Origin of the sequence: Methyloceanibacter sp. wino2 (assembly GCF_003071365.1) — a bacterium.
GTDB lineage: Bacteria > Pseudomonadota > Alphaproteobacteria > Rhizobiales > Methyloligellaceae > Methyloceanibacter.
The window spans coordinates 1189014-1211378 of the sequence record NZ_CP028960.1 but is presented as its reverse complement, the minus strand read 5'-3'; the positions used below and the strand labels follow the sequence as shown (position 1 = coordinate 1211378).

The window sequence follows — 22365 nt, the reverse complement described above, 5'->3', positions numbered from 1 at the left end:
GACATCCGCCACTAGCAATCGAGCGAGTCGGCCCGCTCCCAGCTTGTGAGTTCGCGCGAAAACTCGTTCCAGTTCTTCATCTTCAGTTTGACGTAAGCGTCCACGAACTCGTCGCCGAGTTCGCGCCGCAACATCGCCGAGCAGTCGGTAAGCCGAAGGGCGTCGAGAAGGTTGAGCGGCAGCTTCTTGACGTTGGCGGGCGCCTTGTAACCCTCTGCATACATGTCGATGTCGAGCGGCTTGCCCGGATCGGATTTGTTGGCGATGCCATCGAGGCCGCTGGCCAGGAGCACGGCGGGAAACAGATAGGCATTCGTCGCACCATCGGCGAGCCGGAACTCGAACCGGCCGCCGCCGGGCACGCGGATCATGTGCGTGCGGTTGTTGCCGGCGAAGGTCACCGTGTTGGGCGCCCAGGTCGCACCTGACGACGTGACCGGCGCATTGATGCGCTTGTAAGAGTTGACCGTGGGATTGGTGATCGAGCAGATCTCGTCCGCATGGTCGATCAGGCCGCCGATGAAGTTGTAAGCGTCCTTGGAGAGGCCAAGCGCATCATCGGAATCTTTGAACAGGTTCGTGTCGCCCTTCCACATGGACAAATGCATGTGGCAGCCATTGCCCGTGAGGTGAGCGAACGGCTTCGGCATGAAGGTCGCGCGGATGCCGTGCTTCTCGGCGATGGCCTTCACCATGTATTTGAAGAACACCATGCGATCCGCTGTGGTGAGAGCGTCAGCGAAATCCCAGTTCATTTCGAACTGGCCATTCGCGTCCTCATGGTCGTTCTGATACGGCCCCCAGCCGAGTTCCAGCATGCAGTCGCAAATCTCTCGGACCACGTCGAAGCGGCGCATCAACGCCGATTGATCGTAACAAGGCTTGGCTTGAGTATCGCCGGCGTCGCTGAGAGCCTCACCGTCGGCACTGACGAGGAAGTATTCCGGCTCCACGCCGCTCTTCATCGTGTATCCGGCATCCTCCGCCTTCTTGAGCAGGCGCTTCAGGATGTTGCGGGGGGCCTGTTCGACAGGTTTGCCGTCCATGTAGGGGTCGGCGGCAAGCCAGCCGACTTCCGGCTTCCAAGGAAGTTGTATGAGGCTTTCCGGATCCGGAATGGCCAGCATATCCGGATGCGCCGGCGTCATGTCGAGCCAGCTCGCAAATCCGGCAAAGCCGGCGCCTTCCTGCGCCATATCCGAGATGGCACTGGCCGGGGCCAGTTTGGCGCGCAAGGTTCCGAACAAATCAACAAATGAGATAAGGAAGTATTTGATGCCCCGGTCCTGGGCCTCTTTCGCAAGATCGATCGCCATTATCGTCCCTTTCATATGAAAAGAGGCCCGCAAATGCGGGCCTCTGAATGTGTGTTCAATCTATTTGCCGGTCAGCCCGGGAATCCAAGTCGTTCCCGCCAGAGGCACCTGAGCCATGGCGGCGGCTTCGACGGTGAGGGCCACAAGATCCTCAGGTTCGAGGTTGTGGACGTGGCTCTTGCCGCAAGCCCGCGCGATGGTCTGGGCTTCGAGCGTCAAGACCGAGAGATAGTTGGCCAGCCGGCGCCCACCCAGTTGGGGATCAAGGCGCTTGGCCAGTTCCGGGTTCTGAGTGCTGATGCCGGCCGGGCAATTGCCCTCGTGCCAGTCGTCGTAGGCGCCGGCCGTTGTGCCAAGGCGCTGATACTCTTCTTCAAAGGCTGGGTCGTTGTCGCCGATCGCCACGAGCGCAGCCGTCCCGATGGCGACGGCATCGGCGCCGAGTGCAAGGGCCTTGGCAACGTCCGCGCCAGAGCGAATGCCGCCGGACACGATCAGTTGCACTTTGCGATGCATGCCCAAGTCCTGCAGGGCCTGGACGGCCGGGCGGATCGCGCCGAGCAGGGGCAGGCCGATGTGCTCGATGAACACTTCCTGCGTTGCCGCCGTGCCGCCTTGCATGCCGTCGAGCACCACCACGTCGGCCCCTGACTTCACCGCAAGCGCGGTATCGTAGTAGGGACGGGAGCCACCCACCTTGATGTAGATAGGCTTCTGCCAGTCGGTGATTTCCCGCAGTTCCTGAATCTTGATTTCAAGGTCGTCGGGGCCCGTCCAGTCGGGGTGACGGCAGGCGGAACGTTGATCGATGCCCTTCGGCAAGGTCCGCATCTCAGCCACGCGGTCGGAAATCTTCTGGCCGAGCAGCATGCCGCCGCCACCGGGCTTCGCGCCTTGGCCGATAACGACCTCGATCGCATCTGCACGGCGCAGGTCGTCCGGGTTCATGCCGTAGCGGGAGGGCAGGAGCTGATAGACGAGAATAGAGGAATGTCCTCTTTCTTCCTCCGTCATGCCGCCGTCGCCCGTCGTCGTCGATGTACCCATCTTGCTGGCGCCGCGGCCAAGGGATTCCTTGGCTTGCGCGGACAGCGAGCCGAAGCTCATGCCGGCAATCGTGACAGGGATCTTGAGGTGAATTGGCTTTTGCGCAAACCGCGTTCCCAGCCACACATCCGTCGAGCATTTTTCCCGGTAGCCCTCGAGCGGATATCGACTCATCGAGGCGCCCAGAAAGAGCAGATCGTCGAAGTTCGGCAGCTTGCGCTTCGCGCCGCCGCCGCGAATGTCGTAGATGCCGCTGGCTGCCGCCCGGCGAATCTCAGACAGCGTGTAGTCGTCGAACGTCGCGGACTTGCGCGGTGTCGTAATCGGTGTCGCGTCCATTAGTATTCCCCAGCGTGATCGACATTGAAGTTGTAGAGCTGGCGAGCCGAACCGTACCGCTTGAATTCGGATGGATCGATTTCGCCGTTGAATCCGGCTTTGGTCAGGATGTCGTGAACGGTGGCCTTGTGCTCGTCTCTCATTTCTTTCTCGATGCAGTCCGCACCGAGACTCTTGACGCCGCCCCGGACGAACAGCCGGGCTTCGTAGATCGAGTCTCCGAGAGCATCGCCCGCTTCGCCAAACACGACGAGATTGCCCGACTGCCCCATGAAGGCGCTCATGTGGCCGACGGATCCTTTCACCACGATGTCGATGCCCTTCATCGAGATGCCGCAGCGCGACGACGCGTTGCCGTCGATCCGCAGGAGCCCGCCGCGACCCGTGGCGCCGGCGGCTTGGCTCGCATCGCCGCTCACATGCACGAAGCCGCTCATCATGTTTTCGGCGACGCCGACGCCCGCATTCCCGCGAACCTGCACAGTCGCAAGCTTGTTCATGCCCGCGCAGTAGTAGCCCACCGGACCGTTGATCTCGACATTCAGCGGTGCGTCGAGACCGGCGGCGATGGCATGCTGACCGGCCGGGTTCTCAATGACCCAATGCGTTTCATTCGTGTCCTTGGGGAGCTTGTGCAGCGCCCCGTTGAGTTCTCTTAGTGGCGTAACGCCAAGATCGATTTCCGGCATTCTCAGCGCTCCCAGAAGTAAACAGTGGCGGGCTCCGGCTCCCAGATCCGCGCGTCGCCGATGCCCGGCAAGTCCGCGAGAACCCGGTATTCGGATCCGAAGGCGACGTATTGATCGGTTTCGGCCATGACCGCCGGCTTGCAGGCGATCCCGTCGCGCAGCACGCCAAAGCCGTTCTCGGTGCCGACGACAAAGGTGTAGAAGCCGTCCAGGTCCTCGAGACCCACTTCCAGCGCGTCGCCGAGGGAGAGCCCCTCGTGCATGCGGTGGGTCAGATAGCCGGCCGCCACTTCCGTGTCGTTCTCCGTCTCGAACGTCATTCCATCGCGGCGAAGTTCGCGGCGAAGGTTGTTGTGGTTCGAGAGCGACCCGTTGTGGACCAGGCACTGGTCTTGGCCGGTCGAGTAGGGATGCGCACCATTGGTGGTGACGGCGGACTCGGTCGCCATGCGGGTATGGCCAATGGCATGGGTGCCCCGCATCGTGGCGAGCCCGAAGCGGGCCGCGACATCGGCCGGCAGCCCCACTTCCTTGAAGATCTCCATGCGGTTGCCGCGGCCCACGACCTCGGTGTCGGGGCTCTCAGTCGCCAGCCACTCGTCGAGGCGGTGCTCGGCCTCGTCGGGGATCGAAATGACCGCATGGGTGTCATGCAGCACCGCGCTCGCGTCCGAAAAGGCTTTCTCGATGTTCGAGACGGTCTCGCGAATGGCGTCGGCGGACGTGCCGCGCAGCGTAATCTTGGTCCGGCCTTCCTCACCTTCGCCATACACGGCGAAACCAGCGCTATCGGGCCCACGCCCCGTCATCGTCTCGAGCATGCGCGCCGTCAGGCGGCCAAGCTCAGGTTCGAGAGCGGGGTCTTTTATGAATAATCCAACAATCCCACACATGTGATCGTGCTCCAGTTTTCTACTGCAGCCAGCATGCGACAAAGCGCCCGCCGGCGTCAACCAGCAAGAAATAATTTTTCCTAAGAGGAAATGCAAGGGCTGCGTGGGAGACAGCCTATTGGCGCGGGTAGACGATGATAGAGAGGTAAGTCATTGGAGTCGTGACAAGTTCTTCCGGCCCATGCAGCGCGCCGGCGTCGAAGAAAAGCGAGTCTCCGGGCCCCAGCGGGTAGAGCTTGTCTGCATGGCGGTAAACGACCTTACCGGTGAGCATAAAAATGAACTCCATCCCGTCATGCTGGAACTGCGTGTAGGTGCTGGCGTCCTTGCTGAGCCGGATCAAATAGGGCTCCACGACAATGTCGCCGGCGAGGGAGTGGCCCAGAAGTTCGTAGTGGTGGCCCGCTTTGGTACCGCGCCGCTCGATCCGGACGCCTTGTCCGGCCGGTACGAAGGAGCAATCGCGCCGTTCCTCGAAATCGGCGAAGAAGCTCGTCATGGGGACGTGGAGCGCCTCCGCGAGCGCCCTCAGGGTCGAGAGCGAGGGGGACGTGCCGCCGTTCTCGATCTTGGACAACATGCCCGGCGAGAGGCCGGCCTGCGCGGCCAGATCGGTCGCGGTGAGTTGGAGCCGCTGGCGCAGCGCGCGGACGCGGCGGCCGATGGACGCCTCGAGGTTGAGATCGGTCGAGGGGGCGTTAGACCCCGTAACCGAGGCAACGGGCGCGGTTGGCTTGGCGGGCTCGCTACGCGCGACCGACTTCTTTCTCGTCTGGGTGCGCGCGCGGAGTTCCTTTGAAGTCAGTCGTGATGCCATCGCTCCCCTCCGTGGCGCTCATGGACAAGCTTGCCGGCAGCGGAAATCTCCCGGCAGAGCAAAACTCTAGCACCAATGGTTTGACCGGCGCGACTGCTACGTAAGCGTTCGTGTCCGGCTGGGCGGTTCCCCGAATGTTTGCGCGTAAGCCCGGGAAAATTGGCTGGCGGAGCCGAAACCGGTGGCGAGCGCGACGTCGAGGACAGGCAGCGACGTCTCGCGCAAGAGGTGACGGGCCCGTTCCAGCCTCAGCCAGCGATAATGCTGGTGGATACCGTGGCCCACATACTCGTGGAACAGCCGCTCGAGCTGCCGGAGCGAGATCCCGGCTTCCTGGGCGAGCTCGTCGCGGGGGACCGGGTGTTCGAGGTTCATCTCCATTACGCCGAGGACGCGCAACACCTTCTCGTCCGCGATGCCAAGGCGGTAGCGCAGGTCCAGACGCTGCGGCCCATAGCCTTCGCGAATGTGCGTGTGCAGGAACCAGTCGCCGACTGCCGCCGCCAGGGGACGCCCGTGGTCCCGCTCGATCAGTGCCACCATCATGTCGAGCGCGGAAATGCCGCCGGAACAGGTGATGCGGTTCCCGTCGATCTCGAAGAGGGACGGCACCACGGTCACATGGGGGAAGGCCTCGCGAAAGGCCGGCAGGTGTTCCCAATGCAGGGTGGCGCGGCGATCGTCCAGCAGTCCGGCACGCGCCAGGAGAAACGGACCGCCCGAGATGCCTCCTAGTGTCGTGCCCTTACGTGCCAGCCGGCGAAGCCAAGAAAACGTCGTCCGGTCGCTGAAGGTCGCCGGGTTGCCGCCCGCGCACACAAAGACAATGTCGGCGGTTCGTTCGGTGCGCGTGCCGCAATCCGGAATGACCGCCACGCCGTTCGACGCCGAGACGGGCTCGCCCGACGGGGCCGCATGCCACCAGCGATACAAGGTCTCGCCGGATAACAGGTTCGCGGCGCGCAAGGGCTCGATCGCCGCCGTGTAGGACATCAGGGCAAAGCCCGGGACGAGCAAGAAGCCGACAGTTGTGCCCGAGCTCTCACGAGTCATTCGACATCTCGAACCATGTTGCGGGCGCGAGAATTGCGCGCGTTTGGATGCGGGAGTTGAAGCACCGTATGCTGACCCATGGTGGCCGCCTTTGCGACTATCTCCAAAGTCGTAACCCCCCAAAGGCGGGAAAGCTCAAGTATATGTCGTAAAATGTCAATCAGCAAAAACGCCTTCGCGCACAGTTGCGCTCATGCGTTACTCACTCGCCAGCCTTCTCACGAACGCCCTGACCGGCAACCGGAACTGGAAACCGGTCTGGCGCGAGCCGGAGCCGAAGCCGTCCTACGACGTGGTCATCGTCGGTGGTGGCGGGCACGGACTCGCCACGGCGCACTACTTGGCCAAGGTACACGGCATCACGAATGTCGCCGTGATCGAGAAGTCCTATCTCGGTTCGGGCAATGTGGGGCGCAACACGACCATTGTCCGCTCCAACTATCTCCTGCCCGGCAACGAGCCGTTCTACGAATGGTCGATGAAGCTCTGGGAAGGGCTGGAGCAGGATATCAACTACAACGCCATGGTTAGCCAGCGCGGCGTGCTGAACGTCTTTCACTCCGACGGGCAGCGCGACTCCTTCGTTCGGCGCGGCAACGCCATGCGCTTTCACGGTGCCGATGCCGAACTGCTCGACAAAGAGCAGGTCCGGGCACTGGTGCCGTTCGTTGATTTCGAAAACGCACGCTTTCCCATAAAGGGCGGCCTGTATCAGCCGCGCGGCGGCACGGTGCGTCATGACGCGGTGGTCTGGGGCTATGCGCGGTCCGCCGACCAGCACGGCGTGGACATCATTCAGAACTGCGCGGCGACGGGCTTCCGGATCGAGAACGGTCGCATCGTCGGCGTGGAGACCGAGAAGGGTTTCATTGGCGCCAAGAAGGTCGCGCTGTCCGTCGCGGGCAGTTCTTCGCGCGTCGGCGAGATGGCGGGGATGCGTCTGCCCATCGAGGCCCACGTGCTGCAGGCCTTCGTCACCGAAGGCATCAAGCCGCTGCTCGATACGGTGATCACCTTCGGCGCGGGCCATTTCTATTGCAGCCAGTCCGACAAGGGCGGTCTCGTTTTTGGTGGCGACATCGACGGCTACAACACCTACGCCCAGCGCGGGAACCTGCCTGTTGTCGAAGACGTCGCGGAGGGCGGCATGGCGCTGATCCCCGCGATCGGCCGGCTGCGGGTCCTCCGGTCCTGGGGCGGTCTGCTCGACATGTCGATGGATGGTTCGCCCATCATCGATCAAACCCATATCGACGGGCTCTATTTTAATGGCGGCTGGTGTTACGGCGGCTTCAAGGCCACGCCGGCCGCCGGATGGTGCTTCGCCCATCTCATCGCCACCGGTCAGTCTCATCCCTTCGCCTCAGCCTATCGCTTCGATCGCTTCGCCTCGGGCCGCGTGATCGACGAGAAGGGCATGGGCGCCCAACCGAACTTGCACTGAGGAAGGGCCATGCGGATCACCTGTCCTTATTGCGGCGCGCGCAATCTCGAAGAGTATACCTATCGCGGCGATGCGACCGTGAAGCGGCCCGAAAGCATCGAAGAGACCGCGCGGGATGCCTGGATCGATTACGTGTACCTCCGCGACAACCCGGCCGGTCTCCACAAGGAGCTTTGGCACCACAGCGCGGGCTGCCACGCCTGGCTTGAGGTGACGCGCAACACCACCACCCACGAAATCGTTGCCGTCGAACCTGCAGCCAAGGGTGCTGAAAAAAGGAGCGCTGAGGAACGATGAGTCAGATCAACCGGCTGACCGGCAAAGGACTTGTCGATCAGAACAAGACGGTATCGTTCCGTTTCGACGGACAGGAGTTCCAAGGCCATCCGGGCGACACGCTGGCCTCCGCGCTTCTCGCCAACGGTATCCGTTTGGTTGGGCGTTCGTTCAAGTATCACCGGCCGCGCGGCATTCTCACCGCGGGCTCCGAGGAACCCAACGCGCTGGTCGAGCTTCGCACCGGCGCGCGGCGCGAGCCGAACACGCGCGCGACCACGATCGAGCTGTACGACGGTCTGGACGCCACGAGTCAGAACCGCTGGCCGTCGCTGAAATATGATCTGCTGTCGGTCAATCAGCTGGCCTCACCGATCTTCGGCGCCGGGTTCTACTACAAGACTTTCATGTGGCCCGCCTCCTTCTGGGAGAAGCTCTACGAACCGATGATCCGACGGGCCGCCGGCCTCGGCTATCCGTCGAAGGAGCCCGATCCCGACACGTACGAGAAGACGAATGCGTTTTGCGACGTCCTCGTCATCGGCGCCGGTGCAGCCGGACTTTCCGCGGCTTTGGCAGCAGCACGGGCAGGCGCGCGCGTTGTTCTGTGCGATGAGGACTTTGCCCTCGGCGGCCGGCTCTTGGCCGAACGCGGCGAGATCGACGGCCAGTCCACGCAAGACTGGGCACAGTCCGCGGTTGCCGAGCTCGAAAGCCTTCCCAATTGCCGTATCCTGCGGCGCACGACGGTCTTCGGCGTCTATGACGGCGGAATCTATGCGGCTGTCGAGCGCGTCGGCGATCACCTTCCCGTGCCTGAACCCCATACGCCCCGGCAGCGCCTCTGGCGGATCGTCGCCAAGCAATCTGTTCTTTGCGCGGGTGCCTTCGAGCGGCCCATCGTGTTCGGCGACAACGACCGCCCCGGCGTCATGCTGGCAGGCGCGGTACGAACCTACGTGAATCGCTTCGGCGTCACGCCCGGCCGCAGCGCCGTGATCTTCGCCGACAATCACGATGCACTGCGGACGGCCACAGATTTGGCCGACGCGGGTGTCGCCGTGCGCGCCATCGTCGATCCGAGGCCCCAGCGCTCCGCCGCGGCGGAACAAGTCGCCTCTGCGGCGGGGGCTCTCTACGTCAACGGAATCATCGACGGCGTCAGCGGCGCCCATGGCATCAAGTCCGTAAGGATCAAGGATGCGCAAGGCGCCACGACGGCGGTCCCGTGCGATCTCCTGGCCGTCTCCGGCGGCTGGAATCCGGCGCTCAACCTGACGACACATTTGGGCGGCAAGCCCGCGTGGGACGAAGCCCTATCGTGCCTCGTCCCCGGTGGCCTTCCCCCAGGCATGCGCGTCGCCGGTGCGGCGGCGGGGCAATTCTCTTTGCAAGCCTGTTTGGCAAGCGGGGAGGCGGCGGGTGCCGGATCCGCAGAGGAAAGCGGATTCTCTCCCTCGGCGCCCAGCCGTCCCGCGCCTACCCAGAACGGCGGGCCGGCCACGCCCGTCTGGTATGTCGAAAGCAGAAGCGGCAAAGCGTTCGTCGATTTTCAGAACGACGTTGCCTCGTCCGACGTGAAGCTTGCGGCCCGGGAAGGCTTCCGCGTGCCCGATCACGTCAAGCGCTACACAACGCTCGGCATGGCGACGGACCAGGGCAAGACGTCGAATCTCAATGGCGCGGCCGTGCTGGCCGAGGCGACAGGGCGGCATCTCGGCGCCGTGGGCTCCACGACGTTCCGTCCGCCCTTCACGCCGGTCGCGATCGGCGTCCTCGCCGGTCATCATCGTGGGAAAGACTTCCGTCCCACGCGTCTGGCGCCCTCGCACGCTTGGGCCGAAGAGCAGGGCGCCGTGTTTGTCGAGGTCGGGGCATGGATGCGTGCGCTGATGTTTCCGAAACCAGGCGAGACGGCGCAACAGACCGTTGATCGCGAAGTCGCCAACACGCGTACGAATGTCGGCGTTTGCGATGTATCCACGCTGGGCAAGATCGACGTGCAAGGCACCGATGCCGGAACGTTCCTCGATCGCGTCTACATCAACGGCTTCTCGAAGCTTGCCGTGGGCAAGGCGCGCTACGGCCTCATGCTGCGCGAGGACGGCTTCGCCATGGACGACGGCACCACCGCGCGGCTGGCCGACGACCACTTCTACATGACGACCACCACGGCCAACGCCGTGAAGGTCAGTCAGCATTTGGAGTTCTGCCAGCAAGTGCTGTGGCCCGAGCTCGACGTGCAGACCGTGTCGCAGACCGAGCAATGGGCACAGTATGCGGTCGCGGGTCCCAACGCCCGCAAGGTCATCGAGGCGTTGCTCGATGCGGGCCAGGATATTTCGAACGAAGCCTTCCCCTACATGGCGTGCGGTGCCTTCACCGTGTGCGGCGGGACGCCGGCCCGGGTGTTCCGGCTCTCCTTCTCCGGCGAACTCGCCTATGAGATCGGCGTGCCCGCACGGTTTGGCGATGGCCTGATCCGCGCGATCATGGAGGCCGGCGCCGAGCATGGCATTGCGCCCTACGGCACCGACGCACTCGGCGTCATGCGGATCGAAAAGGGCCACGCCGCGGGGCCGGAGCTCAACGGCCAAACCACGGCGCATGATCTCGGGCTCGGGAAGATGATGTCCAAGAAGAAGGACTTCATCGGCCGCTTCATGGGTGAGCGCGACGCGCTGAACGAATCGGCGCGGGCCGCGATGGTCGGCCTCAAGCCGCTCGATCCGAAGATGCGGATCAACGCGGGCGCGCACCTTGTTCCCAAGAACGCCGCAGCCAATGCCGAGAATGATCAGGGCTATGTGACGTCTCAGGCCTATTCACCGGAGCTCCAGAGCTTCATTGGGCTGGCGATGCTGGCCGACGGGCCCGCGCGCTACGGCGAGGTGGTCAAGGTCTGCGATCCGTTGCGCAACTACGAAACGCTGGCCGAGGTGTGCAGTCCTCACTTTGTCGATCCGGAAGGGGGGCGGCTCCGTGTCTAAGCTGAAATCCATGTCCGCTCTTCAGGGCGTGTCGGTCCCGGGACGCCATGGCAAATCCGACGGTCAAGCAGGCGTCATCTTGCAGGAGCGCGCCGATCTTGGTCTGGCGACGCTCGAGGTCCGCAAAGGCCAAGCGGCCGCCCTCGATGCCGCCATCCAAGCCGCCTATGGCGTGGCGCTCCCGAACGGGCCCGTGTCGGCCATAGGCAAGGGCGTCCGCTTTGTCGGCGTCGGCCCTGGTCAATGGTTCGCCGTTTCCGAGACCCATGCGAACGAAGCCCTCGCGAACGATCTCGCCAAGAAGCTCGAAGGTCTGGCGTCTGTCGCCGACCATAGCAGCGGTCGGGCCGTGGTTCGCGTCGAAGGGCCTACCGTCCGCGACGTGCTGGCCAAGGGGCTCGCGATCGATCTTGACCCGAACGTCTTCGTCGACGGTGCGGCGGCCGTCACCAATATCAGCCATATGGGCGTCCTGGTCTGGCGGGACGGCGAGGCTTTCGATCTGGCGGTCTTTCGCAGCGTTGCCGGCAGCTTCTATGGCTGGCTCGAAGAAGCCGCCGCCGCATACGGCCTGGATGTCGTCACGACATCGTGACCGGCTAAGGCGCGGCCTCAGCCTTTGCTGACGGCAACCGGCTTGGGAATTCTGGTAATTCCTATTAGACTTATTCTAACTGGGGGAGGTCGGGGCATGGGTCCCGAAGCGGCATCGGCCGGCCGCAGGCAAGTTTCTCGATGAGGGCGTGGCCGTCAGCTCTCGAAACGTGAGAGACAATGATGAAATCTCCCGTGACGCTTGCCTTCGCGCTCGGCGCCTTGTTCTGCGGTCCCGCAATGGCCGAACCCGATCAACCGACCCGTATGGGCGCGGACAAAGAAAAGACCGTATACGTACAGCTCATCGTCAAGGCGTGCCCAGCGGCCGAGACGCCCCTTGAGCCGACCAACCAAGGCAAGATCTACGACAACGAGAAGTCGCTGACCCCCGAGGAGCGCAAAGCCGCGCTCGTATCGCTGGGTTGCATCGACGTCCCCGTGCCCATGGACTTCCTGGCCGACGCCATGTCACCGAACGCCTGTATCGGCCGTGGCGGCTTCATGGCCGCCATGCAGTTCCTGCAGCAGCGGCAGGACCTGCACGACTTTCCAGCCGTCGGATCCTGGCACTGCGTGATCTCCGATCACGAGGTCGTCGGCGCGTCGACCATGTAGAACGTGTCGGACCGCTGCCGCCCCGTGCGGCCGGCGCTGCCCCGGCAGACCGCGAAAAGATGAGGCACGGTGGATATTCACCGTGCCCTTTTTTTGTGTGGGCTGGGCTGATCGTGCCAATTTTGCCAAGGTTCTGAAAAACCTTGGAGCACACCAAAACTTTCGTCACAGCGCGGCATGGATGTCGTATTGAGGACGATGCGACTTGCGGCCGGCTGACTCCCAGGTCTGCCCATGCGCGCACTGCAACGACGACGGCCAGCCGGGACCGATTGAAATGCTACATGTGCCACCACTCGTTTCGACGCTGACGATTGGTCTGGTGCTTGCCTTCAGCCTGGGTCTCGTTGCCCACCGGCTGAAGTTCCCGCCGCTCGTGGGATACCTGGTGGCGGGTATCGTCATTGGCTTCGCGCCCGCGGTCGGCGCCGACCAGAACATCGCCAACCAGCTATCTGAAGTCGGTGTGATTCTGCTGCTGTTCGGCGTCGGGCTCCACTTCTCCGTTCAGGATCTGTTGTCGGTTCGCGCCATCGCGATCCCCGGCGCCATTGCACAGGGTCTTCTCGCCACGCCGCTCGGCATGGCCGTCGGTTGGGCGCTTGGCTGGAATCCGGCCGCCGGTTTCATCTTCGGTCTTGCCCTGTCCGTGGCCAGTACCGTCGTACTCCTGCGTATGCTGCAGGAGCGCCGCCTGCTCGAGACGGAGCGCGGCAAGATCACCATCGGCTGGCTGATCGTTCAGGACATCGCCATGGTTCTGGCTTTGGTGCTCTTGCCGGCCATCACCGGGCTCTTCCAGGGCGAGGCGCCGCCCGACGCGACCGTGATGTTGACGCAGGTCGCCGAGGTGGTCGGCAAGCTCCTCGTGTTCACCCTGGCCATGCTCGTTGTCGGCAAGAAGCTGATCCCGGCGTTGCTTCACTATGTAGCGCACACGGGCAGCCGGGAGCTGTTTCGCCTCGCGGTGCTGTCCATCGCACTCGGCTTCGCGTTCCTCGCGGCTGAACTCTTCGGCGTCTCTCTGGCGCTCGGCGCCTTCTTCGCCGGCATGGTGCTGAGCGAGTCCCAGCTCAGCCAACAAGCGGCGACGGAATCGCTGCCTCTGCGCGATGCCTTTGCGGTCCTGTTCTTCGTCTCCGTGGGCATGTTGTTCCACCCCGCGATCATGATCGATGCACCGCTTGCCGTGCTGGCAACCGTCGCGATCATCGTCATCGGCAAATCCATCGCGGCCTTCGCGGTGGTGCGTTTGTTTGGGCAGTCATCGGACACGGGCCTGATGATCTCCGCGTCGCTCTCTCAGATCGGCGAGTTCTCCTTCATCCTTGCGAGCCTCGGCCTGACCTTGGGCGTCCTGCCCAGCGAAGGGCGCGATCTGATCCTGGCCGGCGCCATCATCACGATCCTGTTGAACCCGCTTCTGTTCGGGGCGCTGGACCGTTACTTCGCTTGGCGCGACCAGGCGCGCGCCGAAGAGGCCATACCGGAGACCAAGGAAGAGGAGAGCGAGGAAAAGGAAGCCACCCCGACCCGCGAACCCATTCCCGAGACGGCCTTGACCGACCATGTGGTCCTGATCGGCCATGGACGCGTGGGGCGGTATGTCTCAAAGCAACTTCTGGAGAAGGGCATCCCTGTCTACATCATCGAGGACGACGCAGAGGATGCCGCCGACCTGACCGCGAACGGCGTTGAGGCTCTGCACGGCAACGCGGCCGATCCAGAAGTCCTCAAGTCGGCCAAGCTCGGGGAAGCACGGTGCCTGCTGGTGGCTATTCCCGACGCCTTCGAAGGCGGGCAGGTGGTCGAGCAGGCCCGCGCCATCAATCCGAAGCTCCGGATCGTGGCGCGCGCCCATTCGGAAGCCGAAATCGATCATCTCGCCAAGCACGGTGCGGACTTCGTGGTGATGGGCGAGCATGAGATCGGCAAGGCCATGCTCGGCGAACTGAATGCCCAGGAACGGCCAATCACCGATGCGATGGCCGGCATGGCGACGGCGGGTCCTATCCGCGGCGGCCGCTAGGGGCGCTTCGAGGCTCTTCGTTCTAGGAGGCGGCTTCCGCTTCCGCCGCGAGCGCATCGGCTTCTTCGTCCGTGAAGACGCGGCCTCGCGTCAGGAACCGGACGCCTTCCGGCGCTTCGAGAGAGAACCCTGCACCCCGTCCCTTGACCACGTCGATCGTGAGCTGCGTGTGCTTCCAATACTCGAACTGATCGGAGCTCATGTAGAAGGGACAGCCGCCAATCTCTCCGAGTTGCACGTCGCTTGCACCAGTCCGGAATTCACCTGCGGGGTAGCACATGGGCGCGGATCCGTCGCAGCACCCGCCGGACTGATGAAACATCAAAGGCCCATGCATGTCTCTCAGCTTGTCGATCAGCTCGAGAGCCGCATCCGTTGCTAAAACCCGTTCAACCATTGATCCGCTCTCCTTCGTGTCGCGTTCTGGCGCCATCCGACTGCTCCGCAATCTTCAATGCGGCCTCTTCGTCGCTGGTGAGGTTCCGGCTCCGCATGAGAAAGCGGCGCCCCTCGGGCGTTTCCATCGAGAAAGCGGAGCCATGGCCCGCGGCAACGTCGACGGTAAGCTGAACATGCCGATAATTTTCGAACTGATCGGCGTCCATGTAAACAGGGCAGCCCCCGATCTCACCGAGGCGAATATCATTCCGGCCGAGCGTGAACTCGCGGTCCAGGTGACACATCGGGGCGGATCCGTAGCTGCATCCGCCGGACTGATGAAACATCAGCGGTCCGTACTTATGTCGGAGCCTGTCGATGAGTTCGAGAGCCGCATCCGTCGCCAAAACGCGCTCAACCATCACGTCGCCCTTCAAAGTAGAACGGCCCGGCGAGGATGCTCGCCGGGCCGCCAATGACGATCGTCTTGACCAGACCCTTCCGGCCTAGAAGAAGCCCAGCGCTTTGGGGCTGTAGCTCACCAGCATGTTCTTGGTCTGCTGGTAGTGGTCGAGCATCATCTTGTGGGTCTCGCGCCCGATGCCGGACTTCTTGTAGCCGCCAAAGGCCGCGTGGGCCGGGTAGAGGTGGTAGCAGTTGGTCCAAACACGGCCGGCCTGGATGCCGCGCCCGAAATGGTAGGCGCGGTTGATATCGCGGGTCCACACGCCAGAGCCGAGGCCGTAGAGCGTGTCGTTGGCGATCTCCAGTGCTTCCGCATCGTCCTTGAAGGTCGTCACGGAAAGAACCGGGCCGAAGATCTCTTCCTGGAAGATGCGCATCTTGTTGTGGCCGCGGAACACCGTCGGCTTGACGTAGTAGCCCTCGGCAAGATCGCCTTCATGAATGGCGCGCTCGCCGCCGGTCAGCAACTCGGCGCCTTCCTTGGTGCCGATATCGACATAGGAGAGGATCTTTTCGAGCTGATCGTTGGACGCCTGGGCGCCGATCATCGTGTCCATCTCGAGCGGGTTGCCCAACTTGATCTTCTCGACGCGGGCGATCGCCTTCTCCATGAAGCGATCGTAGATCGATTCCTGCACCAGCGCGCGCGACGGGCAGGTGCAGACCTCGCCCTGGTTCAGCGCGAACATCGCGAAGCCTTCGAGCGCCTTGTCGAAATAATCGTCGTTCTCGGCCATCACGTCGGCGAAGAAGATGTTCGGTGACTTGCCGCCGAGTTCCAGCGTCACGGGGATCAGGTTTTCCGAGGCGTACTGCATGATGAGGCGGCCGGTCGTGGTTTCGCCCGTGAAGGCGATCTTGGCGATGCGCGGGCTCTGGGCCAGGGGCTTGCCGGCCTCGACGCCAAAACCGTTCACGATGTTGAGGACGCCCGCGGGCAGGATATCCCCGACCAAGTCCATCAGCACCATGATCGACATGGGCGTCTGCTCGGCCGGCTTCATCACCACGCAATTGCCGGCGGCAAGCGCGGGAGCGAGTTTCCAGCACGCCATCAAAATCGGGAAGTTCCAAGGAATGATCTGGCCGACGACGCCGAGAGGCTCATGGAAATGATAGGCAACGGTGTCGTGGTCCAATTCCCCGAGCGTGCCTTCCTGGGCGCGGACGCAAGAGGCGAAATAACGGAAATGGTCGATGGCAAGCGGAATGTCGGCCGCCGTGGTCTCGCGGATCGGCTTGCCGTTGTCGATGGTTTCGACAGCCGCTAGCAGCTGGAGGTTCTCCTCCATGCGGTCGGCGATCTTGTTGAGAAGCTTGGCGCGTTCCGCCGGCGCCGTCTTGCCCCAGGCTTCGCGGGCCTTGTGGGCCGCGTCGAGAGCAAGATCGACATCGGCGGTCTGAGAACGGGCGATCTGACAGACGGACTTACCGGTGACGGGGCTGAGATTGTCGAAATAGCGCCCATCCACCGGCGCGACCCAGTCGCCGCCGATGAAATTGTCGTAGCGCGACCGGAGGGCCACGCGCGCATTTAGGGTTTCTATGACCTCGTGAAGCATTGTTTTCTCCCTAGATATTCGGCGATTTCGCCAATTGTTACCCAACTTCGAGCGGCCAATTCATCACCGATTCCCGGGCACGGCCCGTTACGCTCGATAGGTTGCCGGATAGCCTATTCGACTTTCTTCAAAGGTAGAATTCTACTTTTGGAGCAAAGCGGTCTCGGGTGAGGGGGCCGAGCTGCCCATCCACCCTTACGCCATCCATGCTCCTGTCTTTCCGGATGCGGATCTACGCATTCGCAATGCCGCCGGAATATGACACTCCATTGATTGCTTCTCCTTGCGGGTATTGTACTTTGGTCCAATAGCGCTGTTTGGCGCGGTAACAGACCCGGAAGTCGCTGGTGCCAACCAGGATGAATCGAACCGGGCGTGCCGGCGGCGATGGAGGAAGCGTGCTGTGCCCAGAGCGCATGCAGAACGTCGGGCTTGTGGCGTCCAGACGGCCTGGACCTGTGCCGACACCCCGGAAACGGCGGTTGCCGAGATCGCCGGGGTCGTGGATCCGTCCGATATCGGGCAGCTTCTGGTCTTTTTCTCCCAGCCCTACGAGGCGGAGGGGCTCATCGCGGCCCTGTCCGAGGCTTTCTCCGGCGTCCCGGTTGCAGGCTGCAGCACGTCCGGAGAGATCACGTCGGACGGATTCAGCGAGCGCAGTGTCCTCGTGGTGGCTTTTCCGAAGTCGGGCTTTCGCTTCGTCAGTTGCGTCATTCCCGAGGTGCGCTCCCTGAGTGTGGACCGCGCCTCTGAGGTCGTGCAGGCCCTGCGCGCGCGGCTCGACAAGGACAATGGCGAGCGCCACCCCAACCTTTTTGCTATCTCGCTGATCGACGGTCTGTCCCGATGCGAAGAGGCCATCGTGTCCGCAATCGCTTGGGCGCTCGGCGACGTGCCGCTGGTGGGCGGCTCGGCGGGCGACGGGTTGACGCTCTCCGGCACGAGCCTGCTGCATGACGGGCGGGTCCATCGAGGCGCGGCGCTGTTGCTTCTCGTCGAGACCGAGCACCCCGTGCGCAGTTTCTGTTGCGATCATTTCGAGCCGACCGACACCAAGCTCGTCGTCACGGCCTCCGACACATCGACCCGAACCGTCTACGAACTCAATGCCGAGCCTGCGGCCTTGGAATATGCAAGCTCGGTGGGGCTCGAGCCGTCCTCCTTGGCGCCCATGAGCTTCGCGGCCCATCCCGTGGTCGTGCGCATCGGCGGCGACTATTATTGCCGGTCCATTCAGCGGGTGAACGACGACGGGTCGTTGTCCTTCTTTTGCGCCATCGACGACGGAGTGGTGCTCACCGTGGCCGAGCCGAGAGACATGGTGAAGTCGATGGAGGCCGAGTTGGAACGTCTGGACGCGGATGTCGGGGGCGTCGATTTCGTCTTGGGATTCGAATGCGTGCTGCGGCGGCTCGATGCCGAGAACCGGCAGATGAAGCACAAGGTCAGCGACCTCTACCGCCGCTACCATGTCGTCGGGTTCCATACCTATGGCGAGCAATACAACGCCATGCATCTCAACCAGACCTTCACCGGCGTCGCGATCGGACGGCAGGGAGCCAACTGATGCGTCGGGATGAGCATGACGAGTCCATGAGCGGTTCCGAAGATGAGGGGCTGGAGCGGCGCGTCGAGAAGCTCGCCAAGATCAATGCCGTCCTGATGGACCGCGTCGAGCGGTCGATGGATCAGCAGGGCAACGCCTTTTCTCTGTTCCAAACCGCGATCGGCCTCGATGCGAAGGTTCGCTCCCGAACGGAAGAGCTGACCGCTGTCCTACGCCGTCTCGAATGTTCGAACGAAGCGCTTGTCGAGGCGAAGGACGAGGCCGAACGCGCCAATCTCAGTAAGACGCGCTTTCTGGCGGCGGCCAGCCACGACCTTCTGCAGCCGCTGAACGCAGCGCGTCTGACCATCTCGGTCCTTTCCGACCTGCAGGAGAGCGACGACGCGCGGCACTTGGCCGGGCGTGTCGATCAATCCCTGCAAACGATCGAGGACTTGATCAAGACGCTGCTCGATATTTCGAAGCTCGATGCCGGCGTCGTCACCCCGGAGATCCAGTCCTTCCCCCTCGACGAGGTGCTCGACGTGCTCGAGGCCAGCTTCTTGCCGCAAGCAGAAGCCAAAGGGCTGAAGCTCAAGGTCCGCCGTTCGGGTCTCTTCGTCCAAAGTGATCCGTTGCTTCTGCAACGCGTGCTGCAGAACCTCGTCTCCAATGCGGTGCGCTATACGTCGAAGGGTGGCGTTCTCATCGGTGCGCGCAAGCGCGGCGAGAAGTGCCTGATCGACGTGGTCGACACCGGCTGCGGGATCTCGGAGGTCGAACTCGAGACGATGTTCGAGGAGTTCTATCGAGGCGCTGCAGCCGCCAAGAGCGACCACGCAGGCCTCGGACTCGGTCTTTCGATCGTGCAGCGCACGGTCCAGGCGTTGGGGCACACCCTCGAGGTTCGGTCGAGGCCGGAGAGGGGCTCAACCTTCCGGCTCACGCTCGACTGTGCCGACGGCGCGACGTCACATGAGGTCCGTCAGCCGGCGGAGCGTACCAGCCCGGAGGTCACGCGCGGCGCAGCCGTTGTTGTCATCGAGAACGACCGGGATGTTCTCGACGCGACGGTCCGCCTGCTGACCAATTGGTCCTGCACCACATTGGCCGGGTCCCGTCTCGATGAGGTCGAACAGGCGCTGGCCGACCTCGGGCGCGCACCGGATATCGCGCTAGTCGACTATCATCTCGACGAGGGGCGGACCGGCGTCGATGCCGTGAAGGCCTTGCGCGACCGGTTCGGCGCGGATTTTCCGGCCGTCGTGGTGACCGGCGACTGGAGCCCCGAGGTCGCCGCCGATGTGTCGGCAGCCAAATGCGAACTCCTCCGTAAGCCCACGCGTCCGGCGGAGCTACGCGCCCTGATGACCCATTTGTTGGGGACGTACGCCGCGCCGAAAGCCTAGCTGCTGGGCGCGCCTTCGTCTCCCGCGATCGCGTCGAAGTCGAGTTGCGACGTCTTGATTACGGCCTGGGTGCGGCTCACCACGTTCAGCTTACGCAGGATCTCCGAGACATGGGCCTTGACGGTCGTCTCGCTCACCCCGAGCTCGTAGGCGATCTGCTTGTTCAGTTGGCCATGGCGAATGAGCTGAAGAACGCGCATCTGCGCGGGCGTGAGGTTGGCCACCAGATCCGCGATATCGCTGGCGCGCGATGCAGCCCGTGGCCCTTGTGCGTTCTGCGCCAGTTCCGGCGGCACGAAGACCGAGCCGCTCAGGACCTCCGACAGGCCTTGGGCCAGCGTGGCCTTGTCGACGGATTTCGGCACGAAGCCCGCGGCACCGAGCCGGATGGCTTCCTGGACGATTTTCGGGTCGTCGAGGCCGGACACGATCATGATCGGCGTTCTTGGAAATGCCGAACGCAGAAGCATGAGGCCGTCGAAGCCGGTCGTTCCGGGTAGGGAAAGGTCCAGCAGCACGATCTCGATACCGGGTTCGTCCCGAATGACCTCATGCGCGGCCTCGATGCTGCCGGCTTCGAGAATTTCGGCATCGTCGCGCGAAAACTTCACGGCGCTGCGCAAGGCCTCGCGAAACATAGGATGATCGTCAACGATCAGGATCTTTGTCATCGTCTGCGGCCGTCTGGTTGATGGGTCCCTTTACGAAACCCCCGAACGGTAGTGTGCCGCAATTCTCATAAAGTCGTAAGAGCCAACCGGACGCAATTCCTGACTAGGGAATAAGGACGGCGGCGCCCGTCAGGGCCCCTTCGCGCAGGCGCGTCAGCGCTTCGTTCGCCTCCGAGAGCTTCATCGGCACGACCGTCGTTCGCACCGGAACTTCGGGCGCCAGCGCGAGAAACTCGCGCGCATCGTCGCGCGTCAGGTTCGCGACCGAGCGGATTTCGCGTTCCTCCCACAGGATGTCGTAGGAGAAGGCCGGAATTTCACTCATATGGATACCGCCGCAGACAACTACGCCGCCCTTGCGAACCGCCTTCAAAGCCGCAGGTATGAGCGGTCCGACAGGGGCGAAGATGAGCGCCGCGTCCAGTTCATCAGGGGCTTGTTCATCGGACCCGCCAGCCCAAACGGCGCCGAGGGAGCGGGCGAAATCTTGAGCCTGTGTGTCGCCGGGTGAGGTAAAGGCGTATACGGCGCATCCCTGATACCGCGCCACCTGAGCGACGATATGGGCCGCCGCGCCGAACCCGTAGATGCCGAGCCGCTTCGTTTCGCCCTGCAGTGCGTCCTCGGCCATTTTGAAAGAGCGGTAGCCGATGAGCCCGGCGCACAGCAGGGGCGCGGCCTCCGCATCGGAATAGCCGTCGGGAATTGCGAAGCAGTAGCGCTCGTCGGCGACCGTGTAGGCGGCATAGCCCCCGTCGATCTGGTAGCCCGTAAACTTCGGCTCGTCGCAGAGGTTCTCATGGCCCTCGCGGCAGTAGCGGCAGGTGCCGTCCGTATAACCAAGCCACGGAACGCCGACACGCATGCCCACCTCGAAGCCGGATGTATCGGGCCCGAGCGCTTCCACGCGGCCGACGATCTCATGGCCAAGTACGAGGGGGAGCTTCGGATGGTCGAGTTCGCCATCATAGATGTGCAGGTCCGTGCGGCAGACCCCGCAGGCCAGGACCTTCAGCAGAATTTGCCCAGGGCCCGGCGCGGGAACCGGCAGCGTCGCGGAACGGAGCGGCTGGCCGGCCTGTTCCAAAAGCATCGCTGCCATTGTGTCGGACATGGCGGGTCGGCCTATTTCTGCAGGGCCGCGGTGATGGCGGCGCGAATGCGTTCGTCCGGCTCGCCGAGCCAGTTCACGCCGGTCAGGGGCGAGCCCATGAGCGCCCATGCCTTGCTTCCGTCCGGGGCGAAAAGGACGAAGATCTGGAACTGCTCGCACTCATTCGGCTTGCACGTGAAAGCCAGCGAGTAGGTCTGATTGTCGATGGCGACGGGAATGCTGGGCACCGGAGGCCCATCCAGGGTCTGGGTGTACTCCTGCAGCCAGTCAGGCGCTTCCTTGCCGCCGGCAATGGCTTGCCAGGCGTTGAAATAGGCGGGGTTCTTGAGGAGGTCTCCGAGGACAGGCCCCGCCGGTGCGGCCGCCTCTTGGGCGAGCGCAGGCGAACTAAGCGACAGCAACAGGGCCAGCAGAAAGGAAAGGCGCATCGGGAACTCCGTCATCCATTATGAAGGGCGAACGGCTCGCACCAAAGGATGACGTTATTATAACAGCGCGTCCTAGTGCCTCAGAAGGGGCCAGCCTTCGACGGGCCGGTCCACGGCCGCAAGCGGTGCATCTTTCGCGCAGGCTTCCGCGGCGAGTGACCCGGCGGCGGCGTGGATGTTCAGGAGATGCGCGGGTACCCGGTTGGAGGCGGCCCACAGCGCCTTGAAGGCGTGAGCACCGCGCAGGAGAGCCGCCGGTGCGTCATCGAATAGAACGAGCCGGTTGCGCTTGTCGGCGTCGCGGCGGACCGCATCCCCGGTCCAGCAGAGCTCCGGGCCGTAAACAGCCTGCTCATGGGCATCCATGAGCCGGGGATCCTGTGCCCAGCGCACATGATCGTCGAGATCGGCCTCGGGCAGGAGCGCCGACAGCGCAGCAAACAGGGCGTGCAGGTCTTGCTCGGGGTCGACCTTGGTCAGGATGACTTTGACCGCAATTCCGGCCGCAGCCAGCGCCTCTTGGGTCTGGACGAGGGCCCGGGCCGGCGCCGATTTGGCCGAGCGGATGACCAAGGTACAGACCGGCGGGTCGATTTCCATGTTGAGGGCCCGTTCGGCCAACCGCGAGAGAGCGTTCACATGGCATTCCAGCTCGTCTTGCTGGGAATGTTGACCCCGGCAGTTCGC

Annotated in this window: 21 protein-coding genes; 8 read left to right on the top strand and 13 right to left on the bottom strand. The window is 63.4% G+C overall.

What is annotated here, in order from left to right; genetic code table 11:
• Positions 1-11: 11 nt before the first annotated feature.
• The 6 genes from glnT to DCY11_RS05625 all read right to left on the bottom strand — a co-directional run bounded on the left by glnT (position 12) and on the right by DCY11_RS05625 (position 6154).
• Complete coding sequence (gene glnT, locus DCY11_RS05650; RefSeq protein ID WP_108681772.1) at positions 12-1316, bottom strand: type III glutamate--ammonia ligase; 1305 nt, start codon at positions 1314-1316, stop codon at positions 12-14.
• 60 nt (positions 1317-1376) lie between these two features.
• Positions 1377-2702 carry an FMN-binding glutamate synthase family protein gene (locus tag DCY11_RS05645; RefSeq protein WP_108681770.1) on the bottom strand — a complete coding sequence of 442 codons (1326 nt, stop codon included), beginning with the start codon at positions 2700-2702 and terminating at the stop codon, positions 1377-1379.
• Positions 2702-3391 carry a protein glxC gene (locus DCY11_RS05640; RefSeq protein ID WP_069443704.1) on the bottom strand — a complete coding sequence of 230 codons (690 nt, stop codon included), beginning with the start codon at positions 3389-3391 and terminating at the stop codon, positions 2702-2704. Before DCY11_RS05640 ends, DCY11_RS05645 begins: the two co-directional genes overlap by 1 nt.
• Before the next feature lie 2 nt (positions 3392-3393).
• A complete protein-coding gene (locus DCY11_RS05635; RefSeq protein ID WP_108681768.1) occupies positions 3394-4284 on the bottom strand; it encodes a glutamine amidotransferase family protein in 891 nt (296 codons plus the stop codon).
• Positions 4285-4399: 115 nt separating this feature from the next.
• Positions 4400-5101: a helix-turn-helix domain-containing protein gene (locus DCY11_RS05630; protein ID WP_108681766.1), complete on the bottom strand. Its 702-nt coding sequence runs from the start codon at positions 5099-5101 to the stop codon at positions 4400-4402.
• Between the two features lie 96 nt (positions 5102-5197).
• Positions 5198-6154 carry a GlxA family transcriptional regulator gene (locus DCY11_RS05625; RefSeq protein ID WP_108681764.1) on the bottom strand — a complete coding sequence of 319 codons (957 nt, stop codon included), beginning with the start codon at positions 6152-6154 and terminating at the stop codon, positions 5198-5200.
• Between the two features lie 193 nt (positions 6155-6347).
• Between DCY11_RS05625 and DCY11_RS05620 the strand changes: the two genes are divergently transcribed.
• From DCY11_RS05620 to ybaL, 6 genes are all read left to right on the top strand, one after another.
• On the top strand, positions 6348-7598 hold the full coding sequence (locus tag DCY11_RS05620; RefSeq protein ID WP_108681762.1) for a sarcosine oxidase subunit beta family protein: 1251 nt from the start codon (positions 6348-6350) through the stop codon (positions 7596-7598).
• 9 nt (positions 7599-7607) lie between these two features.
• Positions 7608-7895 (top strand): sarcosine oxidase subunit delta, encoded by a 288-nt coding sequence (locus DCY11_RS05615; RefSeq protein ID WP_108681761.1) that lies wholly within the window; start codon positions 7608-7610, stop codon positions 7893-7895.
• Positions 7892-10864: a sarcosine oxidase subunit alpha family protein gene (locus DCY11_RS05610; RefSeq protein ID WP_108681759.1), complete on the top strand. Its 2973-nt coding sequence runs from the start codon at positions 7892-7894 to the stop codon at positions 10862-10864. Before DCY11_RS05615 ends, DCY11_RS05610 begins: the two co-directional genes overlap by 4 nt.
• Positions 10857-11459 carry a sarcosine oxidase subunit gamma gene (locus tag DCY11_RS05605; RefSeq protein WP_245409455.1) on the top strand — a complete coding sequence of 201 codons (603 nt, stop codon included), beginning with the start codon at positions 10857-10859 and terminating at the stop codon, positions 11457-11459. The genes DCY11_RS05610 and DCY11_RS05605 overlap by 8 nt, the downstream gene beginning before the upstream one ends.
• 179 nt (positions 11460-11638) lie before the next feature.
• Entirely contained in the window at positions 11639-12076 is a 438-nt protein-coding gene (locus DCY11_RS05600) for a hypothetical protein (protein ID WP_069443112.1), read from the top strand.
• Between the two features lie 277 nt (positions 12077-12353).
• Positions 12354-14105 (top strand): YbaL family putative K(+) efflux transporter, encoded by a 1752-nt coding sequence (gene ybaL, locus DCY11_RS05595; RefSeq protein ID WP_108681755.1) that lies wholly within the window; start codon positions 12354-12356, stop codon positions 14103-14105.
• 22 nt (positions 14106-14127) lie between these two features.
• Here the strand turns inward: ybaL and DCY11_RS05590 are convergent, their stop codons facing one another.
• From DCY11_RS05590 to adh, 3 genes are all read right to left on the bottom strand, one after another.
• On the bottom strand, positions 14128-14502 hold the full coding sequence (locus DCY11_RS05590; RefSeq protein WP_108681753.1) for a DUF779 domain-containing protein: 375 nt from the start codon (positions 14500-14502) through the stop codon (positions 14128-14130).
• Positions 14495-14905 carry a DUF779 domain-containing protein gene (locus DCY11_RS05585; RefSeq protein WP_108681751.1) on the bottom strand — a complete coding sequence of 137 codons (411 nt, stop codon included), beginning with the start codon at positions 14903-14905 and terminating at the stop codon, positions 14495-14497. The genes DCY11_RS05590 and DCY11_RS05585 overlap by 8 nt, the downstream gene beginning before the upstream one ends.
• An 84-nt stretch (positions 14906-14989) precedes the next feature.
• Positions 14990-16510 (bottom strand): aldehyde dehydrogenase, encoded by a 1521-nt coding sequence (gene adh / locus DCY11_RS05580; RefSeq protein WP_108681749.1) that lies wholly within the window; start codon positions 16508-16510, stop codon positions 14990-14992.
• Positions 16511-16913: 403 nt separating this feature from the next.
• On the opposite strand from adh, the gene DCY11_RS05575 reads away from it, so the two are divergent.
• Together DCY11_RS05575 and DCY11_RS05570 are read left to right on the top strand one after the other, a co-directional pair.
• Positions 16914-18077, top strand: a complete 1164-nt coding sequence (locus DCY11_RS05575) for an FIST N-terminal domain-containing protein (RefSeq protein ID WP_108681747.1) — start codon at positions 16914-16916, stop codon at positions 18075-18077.
• Complete coding sequence (locus DCY11_RS05570) at positions 18077-19465, top strand: hybrid sensor histidine kinase/response regulator (RefSeq protein WP_371515036.1); 1389 nt, start codon at positions 18077-18079, stop codon at positions 19463-19465. Before DCY11_RS05575 ends, DCY11_RS05570 begins: the two co-directional genes overlap by 1 nt.
• Here the strand turns inward: DCY11_RS05570 and DCY11_RS05565 are convergent.
• From DCY11_RS05565 to DCY11_RS05550, 4 genes are all read right to left on the bottom strand, one after another.
• Entirely contained in the window at positions 19462-20136 is a 675-nt protein-coding gene (locus DCY11_RS05565) for a response regulator transcription factor (protein WP_108681745.1), read from the bottom strand. The two genes, DCY11_RS05570 and DCY11_RS05565, sit on opposite strands and share 4 nt — an antisense overlap.
• 103 nt (positions 20137-20239) lie before the next feature.
• Positions 20240-21238, bottom strand: a complete 999-nt coding sequence (locus DCY11_RS05560) for a zinc-dependent alcohol dehydrogenase family protein (protein ID WP_108683685.1) — start codon at positions 21236-21238, stop codon at positions 20240-20242.
• A 23-nt stretch (positions 21239-21261) separates the two neighbouring features.
• Positions 21262-21678 carry an Ivy family c-type lysozyme inhibitor gene (locus DCY11_RS05555; protein ID WP_159079829.1) on the bottom strand — a complete coding sequence of 139 codons (417 nt, stop codon included), beginning with the start codon at positions 21676-21678 and terminating at the stop codon, positions 21262-21264.
• Between the two features lie 72 nt (positions 21679-21750).
• A complete protein-coding gene (locus DCY11_RS05550) occupies positions 21751-22317 on the bottom strand; it encodes a hypothetical protein (RefSeq protein WP_108681741.1) in 567 nt (188 codons plus the stop codon).
• Between the last annotated feature and the right edge of the window lie 48 nt (positions 22318-22365).

Bases quoted from the DNA above. Each gene is read 5' to 3' on its own strand.
- glnT (WP_108681772.1), bottom strand. From the start codon at position 1,316: ATGGCGATCGATCTTGCGAAAGAGGCCCAGGACCGGGGCATCAAATAC.
- DCY11_RS05645 (WP_108681770.1), bottom strand. From the start codon at position 2,702: ATGGACGCGACACCGATTACGACACCGCGCAAGTCCGCGACGTTCGAC.
- DCY11_RS05640 (WP_069443704.1), bottom strand. From the start codon at position 3,391: ATGCCGGAAATCGATCTTGGCGTTACGCCACTAAGAGAACTCAACGGG.
- DCY11_RS05635 (WP_108681768.1), bottom strand. From the start codon at position 4,284: ATGTGTGGGATTGTTGGATTATTCATAAAAGACCCCGCTCTCGAACCT.
- DCY11_RS05630 (WP_108681766.1), bottom strand. From the start codon at position 5,101: ATGGCATCACGACTGACTTCAAAGGAACTCCGCGCGCGCACCCAGACG.
- DCY11_RS05625 (WP_108681764.1), bottom strand. From the start codon at position 6,154: ATGACTCGTGAGAGCTCGGGCACAACTGTCGGCTTCTTGCTCGTCCCG.
- DCY11_RS05620 (WP_108681762.1), top strand. From the start codon at position 6,348: ATGCGTTACTCACTCGCCAGCCTTCTCACGAACGCCCTGACCGGCAAC.
- DCY11_RS05615 (WP_108681761.1), top strand. From the start codon at position 7,608: ATGCGGATCACCTGTCCTTATTGCGGCGCGCGCAATCTCGAAGAGTAT.
- DCY11_RS05610 (WP_108681759.1), top strand. From the start codon at position 7,892: ATGAGTCAGATCAACCGGCTGACCGGCAAAGGACTTGTCGATCAGAAC.
- DCY11_RS05600 (WP_069443112.1), top strand. From the start codon at position 11,639: ATGATGAAATCTCCCGTGACGCTTGCCTTCGCGCTCGGCGCCTTGTTC.
- ybaL (WP_108681755.1), top strand. From the start codon at position 12,354: ATGCTACATGTGCCACCACTCGTTTCGACGCTGACGATTGGTCTGGTG.
- DCY11_RS05590 (WP_108681753.1), bottom strand. From the start codon at position 14,502: ATGGTTGAACGGGTTTTAGCAACGGATGCGGCTCTCGAGCTGATCGAC.
- DCY11_RS05585 (WP_108681751.1), bottom strand. From the start codon at position 14,905: ATGGTTGAGCGCGTTTTGGCGACGGATGCGGCTCTCGAACTCATCGAC.
- adh (WP_108681749.1), bottom strand. From the start codon at position 16,510: ATGCTTCACGAGGTCATAGAAACCCTAAATGCGCGCGTGGCCCTCCGG.
- DCY11_RS05570 (WP_371515036.1), top strand. From the start codon at position 18,077: ATGCGTCGGGATGAGCATGACGAGTCCATGAGCGGTTCCGAAGATGAG.
- DCY11_RS05565 (WP_108681745.1), bottom strand. From the start codon at position 20,136: ATGACAAAGATCCTGATCGTTGACGATCATCCTATGTTTCGCGAGGCC.
- DCY11_RS05560 (WP_108683685.1), bottom strand. From the start codon at position 21,238: ATGGCAGCGATGCTTTTGGAACAGGCCGGCCAGCCGCTCCGTTCCGCG.
- DCY11_RS05555 (WP_159079829.1), bottom strand. From the start codon at position 21,678: ATGCGCCTTTCCTTTCTGCTGGCCCTGTTGCTGTCGCTTAGTTCGCCT.